Below are 13,628 nucleotides of genomic sequence, written 5' to 3'. Positions count from 1 at the left end.
AGCAAGAGGCGTGCCAGTTTTTGTTAGAAGGGCCGCTCCAGCCCGCTCTCCCACCCGGCCACCCATAGAATACCCTGCCGTTGGGTGGCCGGGTGGGGGAGCGGGCTGGAGCCGCGCGTCGCGTCAGCGACGCCGATCAGGCAAACGCTCCGGCAACACCGGGCCGGTAGGACGGCAAATTGTTGCCGGTCAGCGCCTGCAACCGCCGCCGGACATTGGCCGACATCAGGTTGACATAGATGCGGCAGGTCTCGTTGAGGCGGTGCGCCTCTTCGGCCAGCGCCCGGAGTTCGGGCGACAGGTCTGGCTGGTCGTCGTTCGCGGCCCCCACCGCGTCGATCCCCGCCAATTTCTCCCGCGTCGCACGCTCGAGCGCGGCGACGTCATTCGTCTTCAAGGCGTCGATCTCGGCGTGCAGCGCGTCGATCACGCGGACCAGGGCGTCACGCCGCGTCATTCGGGTTCCACTGAAGCTTGAGCGCGAGCAGCCGGTCCGCGACGGTCGACGGGACCAGCGGGAACTTGCCGTCGGCGATCGCCTTCTTGATCCGCGCGACGCGCTCGGCATCGACCGGGGCGCTGGCGGCGGCATTCTGGGTCAGCGCCGAAGCGGTGCTGGCCTGCGCAACCTGCGTTGCGGCCTCCGCCCCCCTGACGGGCGCGGCCGGGCTGACCGGCGTCAGCCGGTTGGCGAGTGATGCAGGCTTGAAGCCGACTGGATCCACCATGTCTGCGACCCTTTTTCTGCGGACATACGCACAAACGACTATTCGCGCGGAAGCTTTAGCAAAAAATTATTCGCCCGCGCCGGGAAGCCGCGCCCGGCCCGGCGACACCGCGATCGCCGCGATCGGCGGGCGCTTGTCATCGACCTTCACGCTCACGCGCGCGCCGGTCGGAGCATCGCTCATCGCCACGCCTTCGCGCGAGATCGAGAAGCCGGCGGCGCCGGCCTCGACCACAATCGGATCGCCGCGCTTGATCACCATGTCGGGCTTGACCAGCGCGGGCGCGGCTATGCGCGTGGGCGCGGCGACAGCGGGCCGCGGCAGCGCGATCACCGGCACGAACAGCCGCCATTGCTGCGGCCCCTGGCAACGGATCACCACGGCATCCTCGGCGGCGGAGCGCCACGAGAGCTGCGGATCGGCGCAGGGCGCGAGCTTGAGGCGCTTGTCGACCGCGGCGCGTGCGCCGCCCTCGATGCCGATCGGCGCGCCGGCGAATTGCTCGACCCTGCGGTCGAGCGCTTCGGTCGACTGGAAGCCTGCCGGCGCGGTTGCCGACAGCAGGGCGGGAAGGAGAATGGCGATCATGAGTGCCTCCGCTTCAATTCGTGCCGCCGGCAAAGCCGACGGAAAGGGTGACGGCCCGGCGCTTGCCAGGGTCGATGACGATGGCGATGCGCGGCGGATCGACCGCGCCGCTGCGCACCAGCGCCGTGGCGACATGGCGTGCGCGGTCGGCGGCGAGGATCGCGGCGCTGTTGGTGACGGGGTCGAAGTCGCCGCGGTCCTCGGTCGAACCGGTGATGGTGATGCGCGTGCGCTGGTCGCGGGCGGCGTCGCGCGCCCAGGCGATGACGGACGAGGTGTCGGCAACCGCGCTGCCGGGCGCGAAGCCATCGACGCGTGCCGACGCAACCGCCATGGGCGGGATCGCTACTTCCTCGATTCCGAACCCGGCGCGCAGGCCCGCGAGCAGTTCCTGCTTGTCGAGCTCGCGATTGGCCTGGAGCAGCGTGAAGAAGCCGACCAGCAGCAGCGCGAGGTCGGCGAGCGTGATCAGCCACACCGACCGGCCCGGCGCGATGTCGTCCCACATATCCGCGCTCACGCCGCCAGCTCCCGTTTGCGCGCTCGCTCGAGCCTGGCCAGCGCGGCGAGCGGCGCGATCAGGCGCTGGCGCTCGGCGGCTTCGGTGCGCGCCAGACGCTTGAGCCGCGCGGCGATGGGCATCGCGATGAGGTTGGCGACCAGCGCCCCGTAAAGCGTGGCGAGCAGCGCGACGGCCATCGCCGCGCCGATCGTGTCGGGATCGGTCATCGCCGCGAACATCTGGACGAGGCCGAAGATCGTGCCGATCAGCCCCATGGCGGGCGCGGCTTCGGCAGCGCCGGTCCACACCTCGATCGCGGCGCGGTGACGGTCGGCGCGCGTGTCGATGCGCGCGGTGACGATTGCCGCGACTTGCTCGGCGCTCGCGCCATCGACCGCGGCCTGCACCGCGGCGGCCATGTCGGGATCGTCGATCACCGAACGATCGAGCGAGAGCACACCATGGCGTTTCGCAATGCGTTCGAGCGCGGCGGTCTGCATCAGCAGCGGCTCGGCGTCGAACGGCCTGCGCCACAGCGTGATGAGCGCCGCCAGCGAGCGGCCGACGTCGCGCAGCTGGTTGCGCAGCACGATGCTCGCGGCGGTGCCGCCCAGCACGATCCCGATCGCCAGCGGATCGAGAAAGATGCCCGGCGCGATCGTCGCGGCGGCGGCAGGTTCGGAAAGCACGGCGATATTCATGCGCGAGTCTTTGCAAGCGCCGGGCCAAATCCGTCCGCGCCCTCATGCGAGGGGCAGCGCGAGCCAGAACCGCCGGCAAAGCGGCAAGACCGGCAAAAGCCTTGCCGCCGACCGGCAACATCTTGCCGCTCTCTCGGTATTTCCCGGCAATTCATGCGATTTCGGCCTGCTCCCGCAAAACTGGCACGCCCATTGCTAGGATGGCTGCGAACGAATGTGCGGAGGACGCATAGCATGGGTAGCAACAGTCTTTTCGGGGTGCATGGCGCAGCGCTCGCAGTGCGTTCGCAGCGCATGGGCGTGCTCGCGTCGAACATCGCGAACGCCTCGACGCCCGGCTACAAGGCCAAGGACATCGACTTCCGCGAGGCGCTCGACGCGATCGAGACGCAGGGTGTGCAAGGCGCGGGATCGATCGATAACGCGGTCAAATACCGCATCCCGCTTCAGCCCAGCATCGACGGCAACACCGTCGAGCTCAGCACCGAACAGACCGCCTTTGCCGAGAATGCCGTCGCCTATCAGACGACGCTCGCATTCCTCAACGGGCGCATCTCCACCCTCACCCGCGCGCTGAAGGGCGAATAACCATGGCTGACCAACCGCTCAGCATCTTCCAGGTCGCGGGCCGCGCCATGTCGGCGCAGCTCGTGCGGATGAACACCACGGCATCGAACCTCGCCAATGTCGGCCAGGTCGCGACCACCCAGGCCGAAGCCTATCGCACGATGAAGCCGGTGTTCCGCACCGCCTTCGACGCAGCAAGCGGCATGGCCACGGTCGATGTCGAACGAGTCGTCGCGGCGGGCGAAGGTCCGACCATGCGCTACGACCCCGGCAATCCGCTGGCCGACAAGGACGGCAACATCTGGGAAAGCGCGGTCGACGAGACGCGTGAACTGGTCGACATGATGGAGACCGCGCGCACCTATCAGAACAATGTCGAGGTGATGCAGACGGCGAAGACGCTGATCACCCAGACGCTCAACCTGGGCCGCAGCTGATGGCGACGAGCTTCGACACCACGCTCGCCAATCTCGGCGTCAAGCGGACCAGCACGGCCAGCGCGAACACGGCGACCAAGGAGTCGAGTTCGGCGATGGACCAGTCGGACTTCCTCACGCTGATGACCGCGCAGATGAAGAACCAGGACCCGTTCGATCCGGTCGACAACACGCAGATGGTCGCCCAGATGGCGCAATTCTCGTCGCTCGCCGGGATCAGCGAGATGAACACCACGCTGCAGGCGATCGCCGCCAAGCTCGGCGCGACCTCGACCGCGGACATGGTGTCGTGGGTCGGGCGCACCGTGCTGACCGAAGGCGCGGTCGCCTATCCGCGCACCGACGGTTCGCTCGGCGGCGTGATCGAACTCGGCGCCGATGCGTCCGAAGTGAATGTCGTGATCGAGGGGCCGAACGGCGAGATCCTCAAGAGCGTCTCGCTCGGCGCGGCCAAGGCCGGCCCGATGGACTTCGAATGGGACGGCACCACCGATACCGGCGAGGCCGCCGGCAGCGGGCCGTTCACGATCCGCGTCGCCGCGCAGAACGCCGATGGCGACCAAATCACCGCCAAGCCGCTCGTCTGGGCGCCCGTGACCTCGGTCGCGATGGGCTCCGACGGCAATCCGCTGCTCACCCTGCCCGGCATCGGTCAGGTTTCCACCACCGCGATCCGCAAGATCGGCTGAGTTCTCACAGGAGTATATCCGATGTCCTTCTATACCTCGCTCTCCGGTCTTCAGGCGGCGCAGACCGACATGTCGACCATCTCGCACAACCTGTCGAACGTCTCGACCAACGGTTTCAAGAAGAGCCGCACCGAGTTCGCCGACGTCATCGCGTCGAGCGTGTCGCTCAACCCGAACCAGATGATCGGCTCGGGCACCGTGGTGAAGGCGATCCGCCAGCAGTTCGGTCAGGGCGGCATGCAGCAATCGGCCTCGGCGCTCGACGTCGCGATCACCGGCGACGGCTTCTTCGCGGTCAAGCCGGGCCTCGAATCCGCCGGCGTGAACTTCACGCGCAACGGCAGCTTCCAGGTCGACAGCGACCGCTATGTCACCGATTCGCAGGGTTCGTACCTTCAGGTCTATCCGGTCGATGGTTCGGGCGCGGTGGTTGCGACCGGGCTCGATTCGACGATCAACCTGCGCCTGCCGCAGACCAGCGGCGTGCCCGAGGCGACCGAGAATGTGCAGCTCGCGCTGAACCTCTCGGCCTATTCGTCGGTCCCGTCGGCGGCGTCGCGCTTCACCGACGACACGCCCTATGCGTTCGATCGCTTCGATCCGGGCACCTACAACAATTCGACCCAGACGACGATCTATGACGCCAGCGGCAACCCGCTGACGATGACCAACTATTTCGTGCGCGAGACGACGACCGCGCCCAGCACCTGGTCGGTCTATTCGTTCGTCGGCGACAAGCAGCTCGGCACCGATGCCGCCGATCCGCAGCCGGTGACGCTGACCTTCGACGCCAATGGCGCGCTGACCGCGCCGACCGAGGCGACGACCTTCGCGCCGGTCACCGTCGGCACCAGCACCACTGAGCAGACGCTGACGCTCGATTTCGGCGGTGCGACCACGCAGCTCGGCGCGCCGTTCAGCGTCAACAGCCGCAGCCAGGACGGCAAGGCGGTCGGCCAGCTCGACGGCGTGACGGTGGGCGAGGACGGCATCGTCCGCGCCAGCTTCTCGAACGGCGACAGCCAGGCGCTGGGCAAGGTGGCGCTCGCCAACTTCTCCAACCCCTCGGGCCTGCGCCAGCTCGGCAACTCGACCTGGGCCGCGACCGGCCTGTCGGGCGAGCCGCGTGCGGGCGAGCCGGGCGTCAACGGTTTCGGCGGCCTCATGTCCAATGCGGTCGAGCGTTCGAACGTCGACATTACCGAGGAACTGGTCGGGCTGATCGCGGCGCAGCGCAACTTCCAGGCGAACGCCAAGGCGCTCGATACCGCGAGCCAGATCTCGCAGACGATCTTCAACATCCGTTCGTAAGCCAGGATCGGGAGGCGTAAACGATGGACAAGCTCGTCTACACCGCGCTGTCGGGCCTGAAGGGCCAGATGAACGCGCAGGCGACGATCGCGAACAACATCGCGAACGCCTCGACGATCGGCTTCCGCGCCGACCGCGTCAATTTCGAACGGCTGATGGTCAAGGGCGACGGATTCGACTCGCGCCAGCCCAGCGCCGAGACGGTGGTCGACATGGACCGTCGCGCCGGCGCGATCGTCCAGACCAACCGCGGCCTCGACGTCGCCATCACCGGCGACAACTGGCTCGCGGTGCAGGCGGCCGATGGCAGTGAAGCTTACACGCGGCGTGGCGATCTTCGCATCGCGCCGAGTGGCGTCTTGGAAACCGGCGACGGTTTCCCGGTGATGGGGTCGGGGGGCCCCATCACCGTGCCGCCGCACGACAAGATCATGATCGCCGACGATGGCAGCATCTCGATCGTCGCGCCCGGCGCGGATCCGAGCCAGCCGCCGACCGTGATCGACAAGCTCAAGCTGGTCAGCGACCAGGGGACCAACACCGTCAAGGGGCTGGACAATCTGCTCCATGTCAAGGGCGGCGGCGTGCTGCCGCCCGACCTTGACGGCAAGGTGATGGCCGGGTCGCTCGAACAGTCGAACGTGAACCTGACGCAGGCGCTGGTCGACATGATCGAGAACCAGCGCAGCTACGAGGTGCAGGCCAATCTGCTGCGCGACGCCAAGCAGATGGACGAGAGCGCCGCGTCGCTCATGCGCATCAGCTAAGAAATTTAAGGAAGGACCACGACCATGGGTTCAGCAGCAATGCACATCGCGCGCACCGGGCTCGACGCTCAGGACATGCGCATGAGGGTGATCTCGAACAACCTCGCCAACGTCAACACGACCGGCTTCAAGCGCGACCGCGCGAGCTTCGAGGCGCTGGCCTATCAGGTCGTCACCGCGCCCGGCTCGGCGAGCACGTCCGAGACCAATTACGCGACCGGCCTCAACCTCGGCACCGGCGTGCGCATTCAGGGCACGGCGCGGATCGATACGCAGGGCTCGTTCCAGACCACCGGCAACGCGCTCGACATGGCGCTCGACGGCAATGGCTATTTCCAGGTGCAGCTGCCCGGCGGCCAGCTCGGCTACACCCGCGCCGGCAATTTCACGCGCTCGGCGGAGGGCCAGCTGGTGACGACCGAGGGCTATCAGGTGATGCCCGGCATCACCGTGCCCGAGGGCGCGACCGCGATCACCGTCGGCAGCGACGGCACCGTCAGCGCGACCGTGCCCGGCCAGACCGAAGCCACGCAAGTCGGCCAGATCCAGATCGCCGCCTTCCCCAACACGGCGGGGCTGCAGGCGATCGGCGACAATTATCTGGTCGAGACGGCGGCGTCCGGCGCGGTCAATCTCGGCATCGCGGGACAGGACGGCCGCGGCAACATCCGTCAGGGCATGCTCGAAGGCTCGAACGTCAACGTGGTCGAGGAGCTGGTCGACATGATCGAGACTCAGCGCGCCTATGAGGTCAATTCGAAGATGATCTCGGCGACCGACGAGATGCTCAAATATGTCAATCAGAACATTTGAGGGCCGCGCGATGAAGTTCACCATCGGCCTGCTGACCGGCGCCGCGATCGCCGCCGTGCTCGCCTTCACGGCGCAGCCGGCCAGGGCGCAGCTGTTCGGCAAGAAGGCGCCCAGGGAAGACTATTCGGTCGCGCTGCCGGTCGCGCCGGTGCCGGTGTCGCCGGCCAACGGCTCGATCTTTCAGGCGGGCGACGGCTATGCCGCGCTCTACGAAGGCACGCGCGCGCGCCGCGTCGGGGATCCGCTGACGATCGTGCTGACCGAGCGCACCAGCGCGTCGAAGTCGTCGGGCTCGCAGCTCGACAGTGGCGGCGGCTTCTCGCTCACCCCGCCCAGTGTCGGTCCGCTGGCGATCGTCGATCCCAATGCGCTCAAGCTCTCAGGCGGGCGCAACTTCAAGGGTTCGGGCACCGCCGACCAGTCGAACGCGCTGTCGGGCGAGATCAGCGTGACCGTCGCGCAGGTGTTTCCGAACGGCACGATGCTGGTTCAGGGCCAGAAGCGCGTCACGCTCAACCGCGGCGACGAGTTCATCCAGATCAAGGGCATTGTCCGGCCGAGCGACATCGATGCGAGCAACCGCATCGCCTCGACCCGCGTCGCCGACGCCCGCATCGCTTACACTGGCAAGGGCGATGTCGCCCGCGCCGGCCGGCAGGGGTGGCTCAGCCGCTTCTTCCAGGCCGTCAGCCCGTTTTGAGGAACTAGAGACATGATCCGCTTCCTCATGACCTGCCTCGCCGCCATCCTCGCCGTCCAGCCCGCTTCGGCTGAACGCATCAAGGATCTGGGCGCGTTCCAGGGTATCCGCACCAACCAGCTGACCGGCTACGGCATTGTCGTCGGGCTTCCGGGGACGGGCGACGACAATCTCGAATATACCGTCCAGTCGATGAAGGGCGTCACCGCCCGCTTCGGGCTGGCACTCCCGCCGGGGGTCAACCCGGCGCTCAAGAACGCGGCGGTGGTGATGATCACCGCCGAGCTGCCGCCCTTCGCCAAGCCGGGCCAGAAGCTCGACATCACCGTCTCGTCGATGGGCAAGGCCAAGTCCTTGCGCGGCGGCACGCTGGTGATGACGCCGCTGATGGGCGCCGACGGACAGATCTACGCGATGGCGCAGGGCAACCTCGCCGTCGGGGGCCTGGGTGCCGAGGGGCAGGACGGGTCGAAGATCGTCGTCAACATCCCTTCGTCGGGCCGCATTCCCGAGGGGGCCACGGTCGAGCGCGCGGTCGAGACCGGCTTCGCCACCGCGCCGAACCTCGTCTATAACCTCGCCCGCGCCGATTTCACCACGGCGCAGCGCGTCGCGGATGCGATCAACGGCCGCTTCGGCTTTGGCACCGCGCGTGCGGTGGACGCCGTCTCGGTCGCGGTGAAGGCGCGCGAAGGCGCAGATGTCCGCGCGCAGATCATGAGCGAGATCGAGAATCTCAACGTCGACGCCGCCGAGGCGCCGGCCAAGGTAATTGTTAACGCGCGCACCGGTACGGTCGTCATCAACTCGGCCGTGCGCGTGAGCCCGGCGGCGGTAACACATGGTAAACTGACTGTTCGTATTGATGAATCCCAGCGCGTCAGCCAGCCGATGCCGTTCAGCCAGGGTCAGACCACGGTTGAGCAGAAGAGCGGGGTTGGCGTCGAGGAGGAGAAGCGTCCGATGTTCCTGCTGGAAGCAGGCCCGAGGCTGGCCGATGTGGTCAAGGCGGTGAACGCGATCGGCGCGTCGCCGGCGGACCTTGTCGCCATCCTCGAGGCGCTCAAGCAGGCCGGCGCGCTGAAGGCGGAGCTCATCGTGCTGTGACCGATTTTCGCGCGCCTTCGCCAGCGACGCTCAAGCTGACGGGCAGTGTCTCAAGCGACACCGCCCGGCTGGCGACGCGTGACAATCTGCAGGCCGCGGGCGAGCGGTTCGAGGCGATCTTCACCAAGATGATGCTGTCCTCGATGCGCAAGGCGAAGCTCGCCGACAGCCTTTTCGAAAGCCAGGCGCTCGACCAGTTCCGCGACATGCAGGACGACAAGCTCGCGCAGAACATGGCGAGCCATGCGCCGATCGGTATCGGCAAGGCGATGACCGAGTTCCTGGCCAAGGCCGGGAGCGTGACGGAAGCCGCGCCCGCGACGGTGCCGAACGAAGGTGAGCCCAAATGAGCGACCTGCTTTCGATCGGCGCCAGCGGCGTCCGTGCCTATCAGACCGCGCTGACCACGACGTCGGAGAATATCGCGAATGCCGGCACCGCGGGATATACGCGCCGCATCGCCGGGCTGCGCGAGGTCGCCATCCCGACCGACGGCAACAACACCGTCGCAAACGGACTCGGCGTCACGGTGGGCGGCATCACGCGCACCGCGAGCGACATCCGCAGCGCCGATGTGCGCGCGGCCGGCGCCGATCTCGCACGCAGCGAAGCCGGCGTGGTGTGGCTCGACCGGATCGAGGGCGCGCTGACCGGCAACAAGCTCGACGAGCGCCTCACTGCGTTCTTCAACGCCGCCACCGCGCTCGCCGCCGATCCCTCGGCGAGCGCGCCGCGCGCGACGATGCTTCAGGCCGCCGCGAGCCTTGCCAACAGTTTCGCTGCGACCGGCACCGCGCTCGACGGAGCGCTCGCCGATCTCGACGCTTCGACCGATGCCGCGACCGGGCAGCTCAACACGCTGTCCGCCGGGCTGGCCAAGGTCAATGCCGCGCTCGGCCGCGTCGCGCAGGGCACCAGCGGCCAGGCCGCCTTGCTCGACGAACGCGACCGGTTGCTCGAATCGATGAGCGCGCTGACCGACCTGTCCGTGCAGTTCGACGCCGCCGGGCGCGCCAGCGTCAAAGCCGGCGCGGGCGGCCCGCTGCTGGTTCATGCCGATCAGGCGGCGGTCGCGACTTATGCGCGCGGGCCGGACGGGGCCGTGTCATTCGCGGTCTATGGCATCGAAGGCACACAGGCGCTGGTGCCGTCGGGCGGTGCGCTCGCCGGCATGGCCGAAGGTGCGGCGCGCATCGCCGACGCGCGCGACCAGCTCGATTCGATCGCGACCGCGTTCGTGCAGGGCGTCAACGCCGTCCAGGCGGGCGGCGCGGACCTCGACGGCAATGCCGGCGCGGCGATGTTCTCGGGCGACAGCGCCGCGAGCGTCAAGCTGGTGCTCAACGACCCGCGCGGCATCGCCGCCGCGGCGGTCGGTGCCGGCGCGCGCGACAACAGCAACCTCACCGCGCTCGCGACGCTGCGCAAGGACGGTGCGTATGAGAGCGGGCTGGTCGCGCTGACCACCGGTAACGCCAGCGCACTCGCCGGCCGCCGCGCGATCTCCGAGGTTCAGTCGACGATCCGTTCGAACGCCATCGCGGCGCGCGATTCGGAGAGCGGCGTCAATATCGACGAAGAAGCGGTCGACCTGATCCGCTTCCAGCAAGCCTATCAGGCGTCGAGCCGCGTCATTCAGGTGGCGCGCGAGACGCTCGAGACGCTGTTCAACATCCGGTGACGACGATGCGTGTGACCACCGCCCAGAGCTTCGAGCGCCCGACGCTGTTGATGGCCAGCCTCAACAAGCGGGCCGACACGTTGCAGACTCAGATCGCGACCGGATCGAAGATCCTCGCGCCGTCGGACAGCGCGAGCGGGTGGCAGCAGCTCGCCGGGCTCAAGCGTGCCGCGTCGGACGACGGCGCCTACGACGCCAACATCAAGACCGCGCAATCGCTGCTCGCCGATACCGAGGGCGCACTCGACGCGGTCGAGACGCAGCTTCAGCGCGCCAAGGCGTTCGCGATCCAGGCAAACAGCGACACCGTGTCGGCCGAGGGCCGCGCCGCGATCCTCAAGGATGTCGAGGCGATCATCGCCGACCTTCTCGGCGTGGTGAACGCAAAGGATTCGCGGGGCTATCCGCTGTTCGGCGGCGCGTCGGGTGATGTGGCTTATGCGCGGCAGGCCGTTGGCTCGATCGCCTATGTCGGCACCGGCGAGGCCGCGCCGATCCCGGTCGCCGACGGCGTCAGCATCACCGCGACCGAAACCGGCGCGCGCGCGTTCGGCGGGATCGCCGGCACCAACGGCGCGACCGACATGTTCGCGATCCTCACCGCCTTCGCCGCCGCGCTCCAGCCGGGCGCCGAAGACGGCGGAATCGAGACCGCGATGGACGATCTCGATGCCGCGCTCGATCAGGTCAACACGACCCGCGCCTCGGTCGGCGCGCGCGCGTTCCGCATGGATCTCGAAGCCGAGCGGCTGATCGATGCCGACGTGGCGCGCGAAACCACCCGCTCGGGGATCGAGGATGTCGACACCAGCGAGGCGATCGCCCAGCTGCAGAAGACGTTGACCATCCTGCAGGCGACTCAGGCGAGCTTCACCAAGCTCACCTCGATGTCGCTGTTCGATTATCTGCGTTAGATATTGGCGCGCTTTGCGCGCGCGGCACCGGCCCGCTCCCCCACCCGGCCACCCATAAAATACGATGCCGTTGGGTGGCCGGGTGGGGGAGCGGGCCGGTGCCGCAACCAAGCGGTCGCCAAAACAATCCCTCGTTAACCATATGCTAGCGCTTTTCCTCTCAAGGTCCGGCTCGCGCGGTCGTTTCTAATTAACGGTAACGCCAGCGCCGGGGGGTAGCGAGCGACGTCATGTTTGTAGCAATCGGTTTCGTTGTCCTGATCGCCATGGTGTTCGGCGGCTTCGCCTTCACTGGCGGCGCGCTCGGCCCGGTGATGCACGCGCTCCCGCACGAGATGCTGATCATCGGCGGCGCCGCGGTCGGCGCACTTATCATCGGCAATAGCGCGCGCGAGCTCAAGGCGCTCGGCAGCGGCTTCATGAAGGTGCTCAAGGGCCCGAAATACAAGAAGCAGGACTATCTCGACGTCATCTTCCTCGTCAGCAAGCTGATGAAGATGCTGCGCGTCGATGGCCCGATCGCGCTCGAACCGCATGTCGAGGACCCCAAATCCTCCGCGATCTTCGCCGAATATCCGCGGCTGCTCGCCGATCACACGCTGATGAACCTGATCTGCGACACGCTGCGGCTGGTGGTCGTCTCGTCGGGCACGCTCGACGTGCACGCGGTCGAGGACGTGATGGACAACGCGATCAAGACGCATCACCACGAGGTCGAGGAACCGCAGCACGCGCTGCAGGGGCTGGGCGACGCGCTGCCTGCGCTCGGCATCGTTGCGGCGGTGCTCGGCGTGGTCAAGACGATGGGCTCGATCGACAAGCCGCCGGCGATCTTGGGCGGCATGATCGGCTCGGCGCTGGTCGGCACCTTCCTCGGCGTGCTGCTCGCTTATGGCATCGTCGGTCCGCTCGCGGGCCGTCTCAAGCAGATCATCGATGCCGATGCGGCGATCTATCACACCGTCAAGCAGATCATCATCGCCTCGCTCCACGGCCACCCGCAGCCGCTGGTGATCGAAGCGGCGCGCTCCGGCATCGCCCACCACAACCAGCCCGGCTTCGCGGAAGTGTTCGACGGCCTGCGCGGTAGGTAAATGACGGCGCGGGCGCCACATGCGGCGAAGCAGCCGCCCAAGATCATCGTCAAGAAGATCTACGTCGAAGGCGGCGGGGGGCATCATGGCGGTGCGTGGAAGGTGGCCTATGCCGACTTCGTGACCGCGATGATGGCGTTCTTCCTGCTGATGTGGCTGCTCGGCGCGACCAACGAGAAGCAGCGCAAGGCGCTCGCCGACTATTTCGCGCCCACGCTGATCGAGTTCAAGCAGAACAGCGCCGGCTCGAACGGCCTGCTCGGCGGCGACGCGCTGCAGGGCAAGGACAATTACCCGACCATGGCCAAGCAGACCGGCACGCGGTCGATGACCATTCCGGCGGGTGCGACCGGCGGCGACAATGTCGGCACCGGCCAGATCGGCAGCCTCAAGAACAAGGAAATGGCGGTCGAGGACCGCAAGGGCTTCGCCAAGATGAAGGCCGAGATCGAAGGGAAGATCCGCTCCAATCCCGGCCTCACCAAGCTCGGCAAGCAGGTGCGCTTCGTGCCGACGCGCGAGGGCATGCGGATCGACCTGATGGACGACGCCGACTATTCGATGTTCGCGGTCGGCACGACCAACTTCGTCCCCGATGCGGCGAAGCTGGTGGCGCTGGTTGCGCAGTCGATCGCGGATTCGGAAAACCCGATCATGGTGCGCGGCCACACCGACAGCCTGCGCTATGGCGACCCGACCAACATGAACAACTGGATGCTGTCGAGCGCGCGGTCGGAAGAGACGCGCCGCCGGCTGGTCGGTGCCGGCGTGCCGGAATCGCGCTTCGAGCGGATCGAGGGCGTCGCCGATCGCGAACCACTGATCGTCAACAACCCCGCCGATCCGCGCAACCGCCGCGTGGCGATCACGCTGCTGTACCGCAAGAGCAAGCTGGATCGATAGTTTGCTTCAGCTGCGCTGAAGGGCGGTGCCGGCCCGCTCCCCCACCCCGCCACCCATCAAAGATACCCGGAAGTGGGTGGCGGGGTGGGGGAGCGGGCCGGCACCGCCAGTCGCGTGAGCGACTCA

The 13,628-nt window shown here is 67.5% G+C and carries 18 protein-coding genes; 13 read left to right on the top strand and 5 right to left on the bottom strand.

Annotation, left to right across the window (positions count from 1 at the left end):
* Positions 1-136: 136 nt before the first annotated feature.
* The 5 genes from M9978_RS20690 to M9978_RS20670 form a co-directional block, all read right to left on the bottom strand.
* The gene (locus tag M9978_RS20690; protein WP_254296640.1) at positions 137-457 is read right to left on the bottom strand and encodes a flagellar protein FlgN; all 321 of its coding nucleotides are present in this window, start codon (positions 455-457) and stop codon (positions 137-139) included.
* Positions 444-728: a flagellar biosynthesis anti-sigma factor FlgM gene (gene flgM / locus M9978_RS20685; RefSeq protein WP_254296638.1), complete on the bottom strand. Its 285-nt coding sequence runs from the start codon at positions 726-728 to the stop codon at positions 444-446. The genes M9978_RS20690 and flgM overlap by 14 nt, the downstream gene beginning before the upstream one ends.
* A 66-nt stretch (positions 729-794) precedes the next feature.
* The gene (locus tag M9978_RS20680) at positions 795-1,316 is read right to left on the bottom strand and encodes a flagella basal body P-ring formation protein FlgA (protein WP_254296636.1); all 522 of its coding nucleotides are present in this window, start codon (positions 1,314-1,316) and stop codon (positions 795-797) included.
* 13 nt (positions 1,317-1,329) lie between these two features.
* Positions 1,330-1,836 (bottom strand): flagellar motor protein MotB, encoded by a 507-nt coding sequence (locus M9978_RS20675; protein ID WP_254296634.1) that lies wholly within the window; start codon positions 1,834-1,836, stop codon positions 1,330-1,332.
* Positions 1,833-2,519, bottom strand: coding sequence for a motility protein A (locus M9978_RS20670; protein WP_254296632.1), 687 nt, complete (start codon positions 2,517-2,519; stop codon positions 1,833-1,835). The genes M9978_RS20675 and M9978_RS20670 overlap by 4 nt, the downstream gene beginning before the upstream one ends.
* Before the next feature lie 234 nt (positions 2,520-2,753).
* Here M9978_RS20670 and flgB point away from each other — a divergent pair, with 234 nt between their 5' ends.
* The 13 genes from flgB to M9978_RS20605 all read left to right on the top strand — a co-directional run bounded on the left by flgB (position 2,754) and on the right by M9978_RS20605 (position 13,502).
* Positions 2,754-3,107, top strand: coding sequence for a flagellar basal body rod protein FlgB (gene flgB, locus M9978_RS20665; RefSeq protein WP_254296630.1), 354 nt, complete (start codon positions 2,754-2,756; stop codon positions 3,105-3,107).
* A gap of 2 nt (positions 3,108-3,109) precedes the next feature.
* A complete protein-coding gene (flgC, locus tag M9978_RS20660; protein WP_254296627.1) occupies positions 3,110-3,523 on the top strand; it encodes a flagellar basal body rod protein FlgC in 414 nt (137 codons plus the stop codon).
* On the top strand, positions 3,523-4,212 hold the full coding sequence (locus M9978_RS20655; protein WP_254296624.1) for a flagellar hook assembly protein FlgD: 690 nt from the start codon (positions 3,523-3,525) through the stop codon (positions 4,210-4,212). Before flgC ends, M9978_RS20655 begins: the two co-directional genes overlap by 1 nt.
* A gap of 21 nt (positions 4,213-4,233) precedes the next feature.
* Positions 4,234-5,523: a flagellar hook protein FlgE gene (locus M9978_RS20650; RefSeq protein WP_254296621.1), complete on the top strand. Its 1,290-nt coding sequence runs from the start codon at positions 4,234-4,236 to the stop codon at positions 5,521-5,523.
* Positions 5,524-5,546: 23 nt separating this feature from the next.
* A complete protein-coding gene (gene flgF / locus M9978_RS20645) occupies positions 5,547-6,290 on the top strand; it encodes a flagellar basal-body rod protein FlgF (RefSeq protein WP_254296618.1) in 744 nt (247 codons plus the stop codon).
* A gap of 24 nt (positions 6,291-6,314) precedes the next feature.
* Positions 6,315-7,103 carry a flagellar basal-body rod protein FlgG gene (gene flgG, locus M9978_RS20640; protein WP_254296615.1) on the top strand — a complete coding sequence of 263 codons (789 nt, stop codon included), beginning with the start codon at positions 6,315-6,317 and terminating at the stop codon, positions 7,101-7,103.
* Positions 7,104-7,113: 10 nt separating this feature from the next.
* Positions 7,114-7,803, top strand: a complete 690-nt coding sequence (locus tag M9978_RS20635) for a flagellar basal body L-ring protein FlgH (RefSeq protein WP_254296613.1) — start codon at positions 7,114-7,116, stop codon at positions 7,801-7,803.
* 12 nt (positions 7,804-7,815) lie between these two features.
* Positions 7,816-8,910: a flagellar basal body P-ring protein FlgI gene (locus M9978_RS20630; RefSeq protein ID WP_254296611.1), complete on the top strand. Its 1,095-nt coding sequence runs from the start codon at positions 7,816-7,818 to the stop codon at positions 8,908-8,910.
* Positions 8,907-9,260 (top strand): rod-binding protein, encoded by a 354-nt coding sequence (locus tag M9978_RS20625; protein WP_254296609.1) that lies wholly within the window; start codon positions 8,907-8,909, stop codon positions 9,258-9,260. The genes M9978_RS20630 and M9978_RS20625 overlap by 4 nt, the downstream gene beginning before the upstream one ends.
* Positions 9,257-10,591: a flagellar hook-associated protein FlgK gene (flgK, locus tag M9978_RS20620; RefSeq protein WP_254296607.1), complete on the top strand. Its 1,335-nt coding sequence runs from the start codon at positions 9,257-9,259 to the stop codon at positions 10,589-10,591. The genes M9978_RS20625 and flgK overlap by 4 nt, the downstream gene beginning before the upstream one ends.
* 5 nt (positions 10,592-10,596) lie before the next feature.
* On the top strand, positions 10,597-11,505 hold the full coding sequence (locus tag M9978_RS20615; RefSeq protein ID WP_254296605.1) for a flagellin N-terminal helical domain-containing protein: 909 nt from the start codon (positions 10,597-10,599) through the stop codon (positions 11,503-11,505).
* Between the two features lie 230 nt (positions 11,506-11,735).
* On the top strand, positions 11,736-12,599 hold the full coding sequence (motA, locus tag M9978_RS20610; RefSeq protein ID WP_254296602.1) for a flagellar motor stator protein MotA: 864 nt from the start codon (positions 11,736-11,738) through the stop codon (positions 12,597-12,599).
* On the top strand, positions 12,600-13,502 hold the full coding sequence (locus M9978_RS20605) for a flagellar motor protein MotB (RefSeq protein WP_254296600.1): 903 nt from the start codon (positions 12,600-12,602) through the stop codon (positions 13,500-13,502).
* The last annotated feature ends 126 nt before the right edge of the window (positions 13,503-13,628 follow it).

It is taken from the genome of Sphingomonas tagetis (genome assembly GCF_024211275.1).
Classification (GTDB): Bacteria; Pseudomonadota; Alphaproteobacteria; order Sphingomonadales; family Sphingomonadaceae; genus Sphingomonas; species Sphingomonas tagetis.
This window is presented reverse-complemented; position numbering and strand designations above follow the sequence as displayed.

Excerpts from the sequence above, each read along its gene's own strand:
- M9978_RS20690 (WP_254296640.1), bottom strand. The coding sequence starts at position 457 with ATGACGCGGCGTGACGCCCTGGTCCGCGTGATCGACGCGCTGCACGCC.
- flgM (WP_254296638.1), bottom strand. The coding sequence starts at position 728 with ATGGTGGATCCAGTCGGCTTCAAGCCTGCATCACTCGCCAACCGGCTG.
- M9978_RS20680 (WP_254296636.1), bottom strand. The coding sequence starts at position 1,316 with ATGATCGCCATTCTCCTTCCCGCCCTGCTGTCGGCAACCGCGCCGGCA.
- M9978_RS20670 (WP_254296632.1), bottom strand. The coding sequence starts at position 2,519 with ATGAATATCGCCGTGCTTTCCGAACCTGCCGCCGCCGCGACGATCGCG.
- flgB (WP_254296630.1), top strand. The coding sequence starts at position 2,754 with ATGGGTAGCAACAGTCTTTTCGGGGTGCATGGCGCAGCGCTCGCAGTG.
- flgC (WP_254296627.1), top strand. The coding sequence starts at position 3,110 with ATGGCTGACCAACCGCTCAGCATCTTCCAGGTCGCGGGCCGCGCCATG.
- M9978_RS20655 (WP_254296624.1), top strand. The coding sequence starts at position 3,523 with ATGGCGACGAGCTTCGACACCACGCTCGCCAATCTCGGCGTCAAGCGG.
- M9978_RS20650 (WP_254296621.1), top strand. The coding sequence starts at position 4,234 with ATGTCCTTCTATACCTCGCTCTCCGGTCTTCAGGCGGCGCAGACCGAC.
- flgF (WP_254296618.1), top strand. The coding sequence starts at position 5,547 with ATGGACAAGCTCGTCTACACCGCGCTGTCGGGCCTGAAGGGCCAGATG.
- flgG (WP_254296615.1), top strand. The coding sequence starts at position 6,315 with ATGGGTTCAGCAGCAATGCACATCGCGCGCACCGGGCTCGACGCTCAG.
- M9978_RS20635 (WP_254296613.1), top strand. The coding sequence starts at position 7,114 with ATGAAGTTCACCATCGGCCTGCTGACCGGCGCCGCGATCGCCGCCGTG.
- M9978_RS20630 (WP_254296611.1), top strand. The coding sequence starts at position 7,816 with ATGATCCGCTTCCTCATGACCTGCCTCGCCGCCATCCTCGCCGTCCAG.
- flgK (WP_254296607.1), top strand. The coding sequence starts at position 9,257 with ATGAGCGACCTGCTTTCGATCGGCGCCAGCGGCGTCCGTGCCTATCAG.
- M9978_RS20615 (WP_254296605.1), top strand. The coding sequence starts at position 10,597 with ATGCGTGTGACCACCGCCCAGAGCTTCGAGCGCCCGACGCTGTTGATG.
- motA (WP_254296602.1), top strand. The coding sequence starts at position 11,736 with ATGTTTGTAGCAATCGGTTTCGTTGTCCTGATCGCCATGGTGTTCGGC.
- M9978_RS20605 (WP_254296600.1), top strand. The coding sequence starts at position 12,600 with ATGACGGCGCGGGCGCCACATGCGGCGAAGCAGCCGCCCAAGATCATC.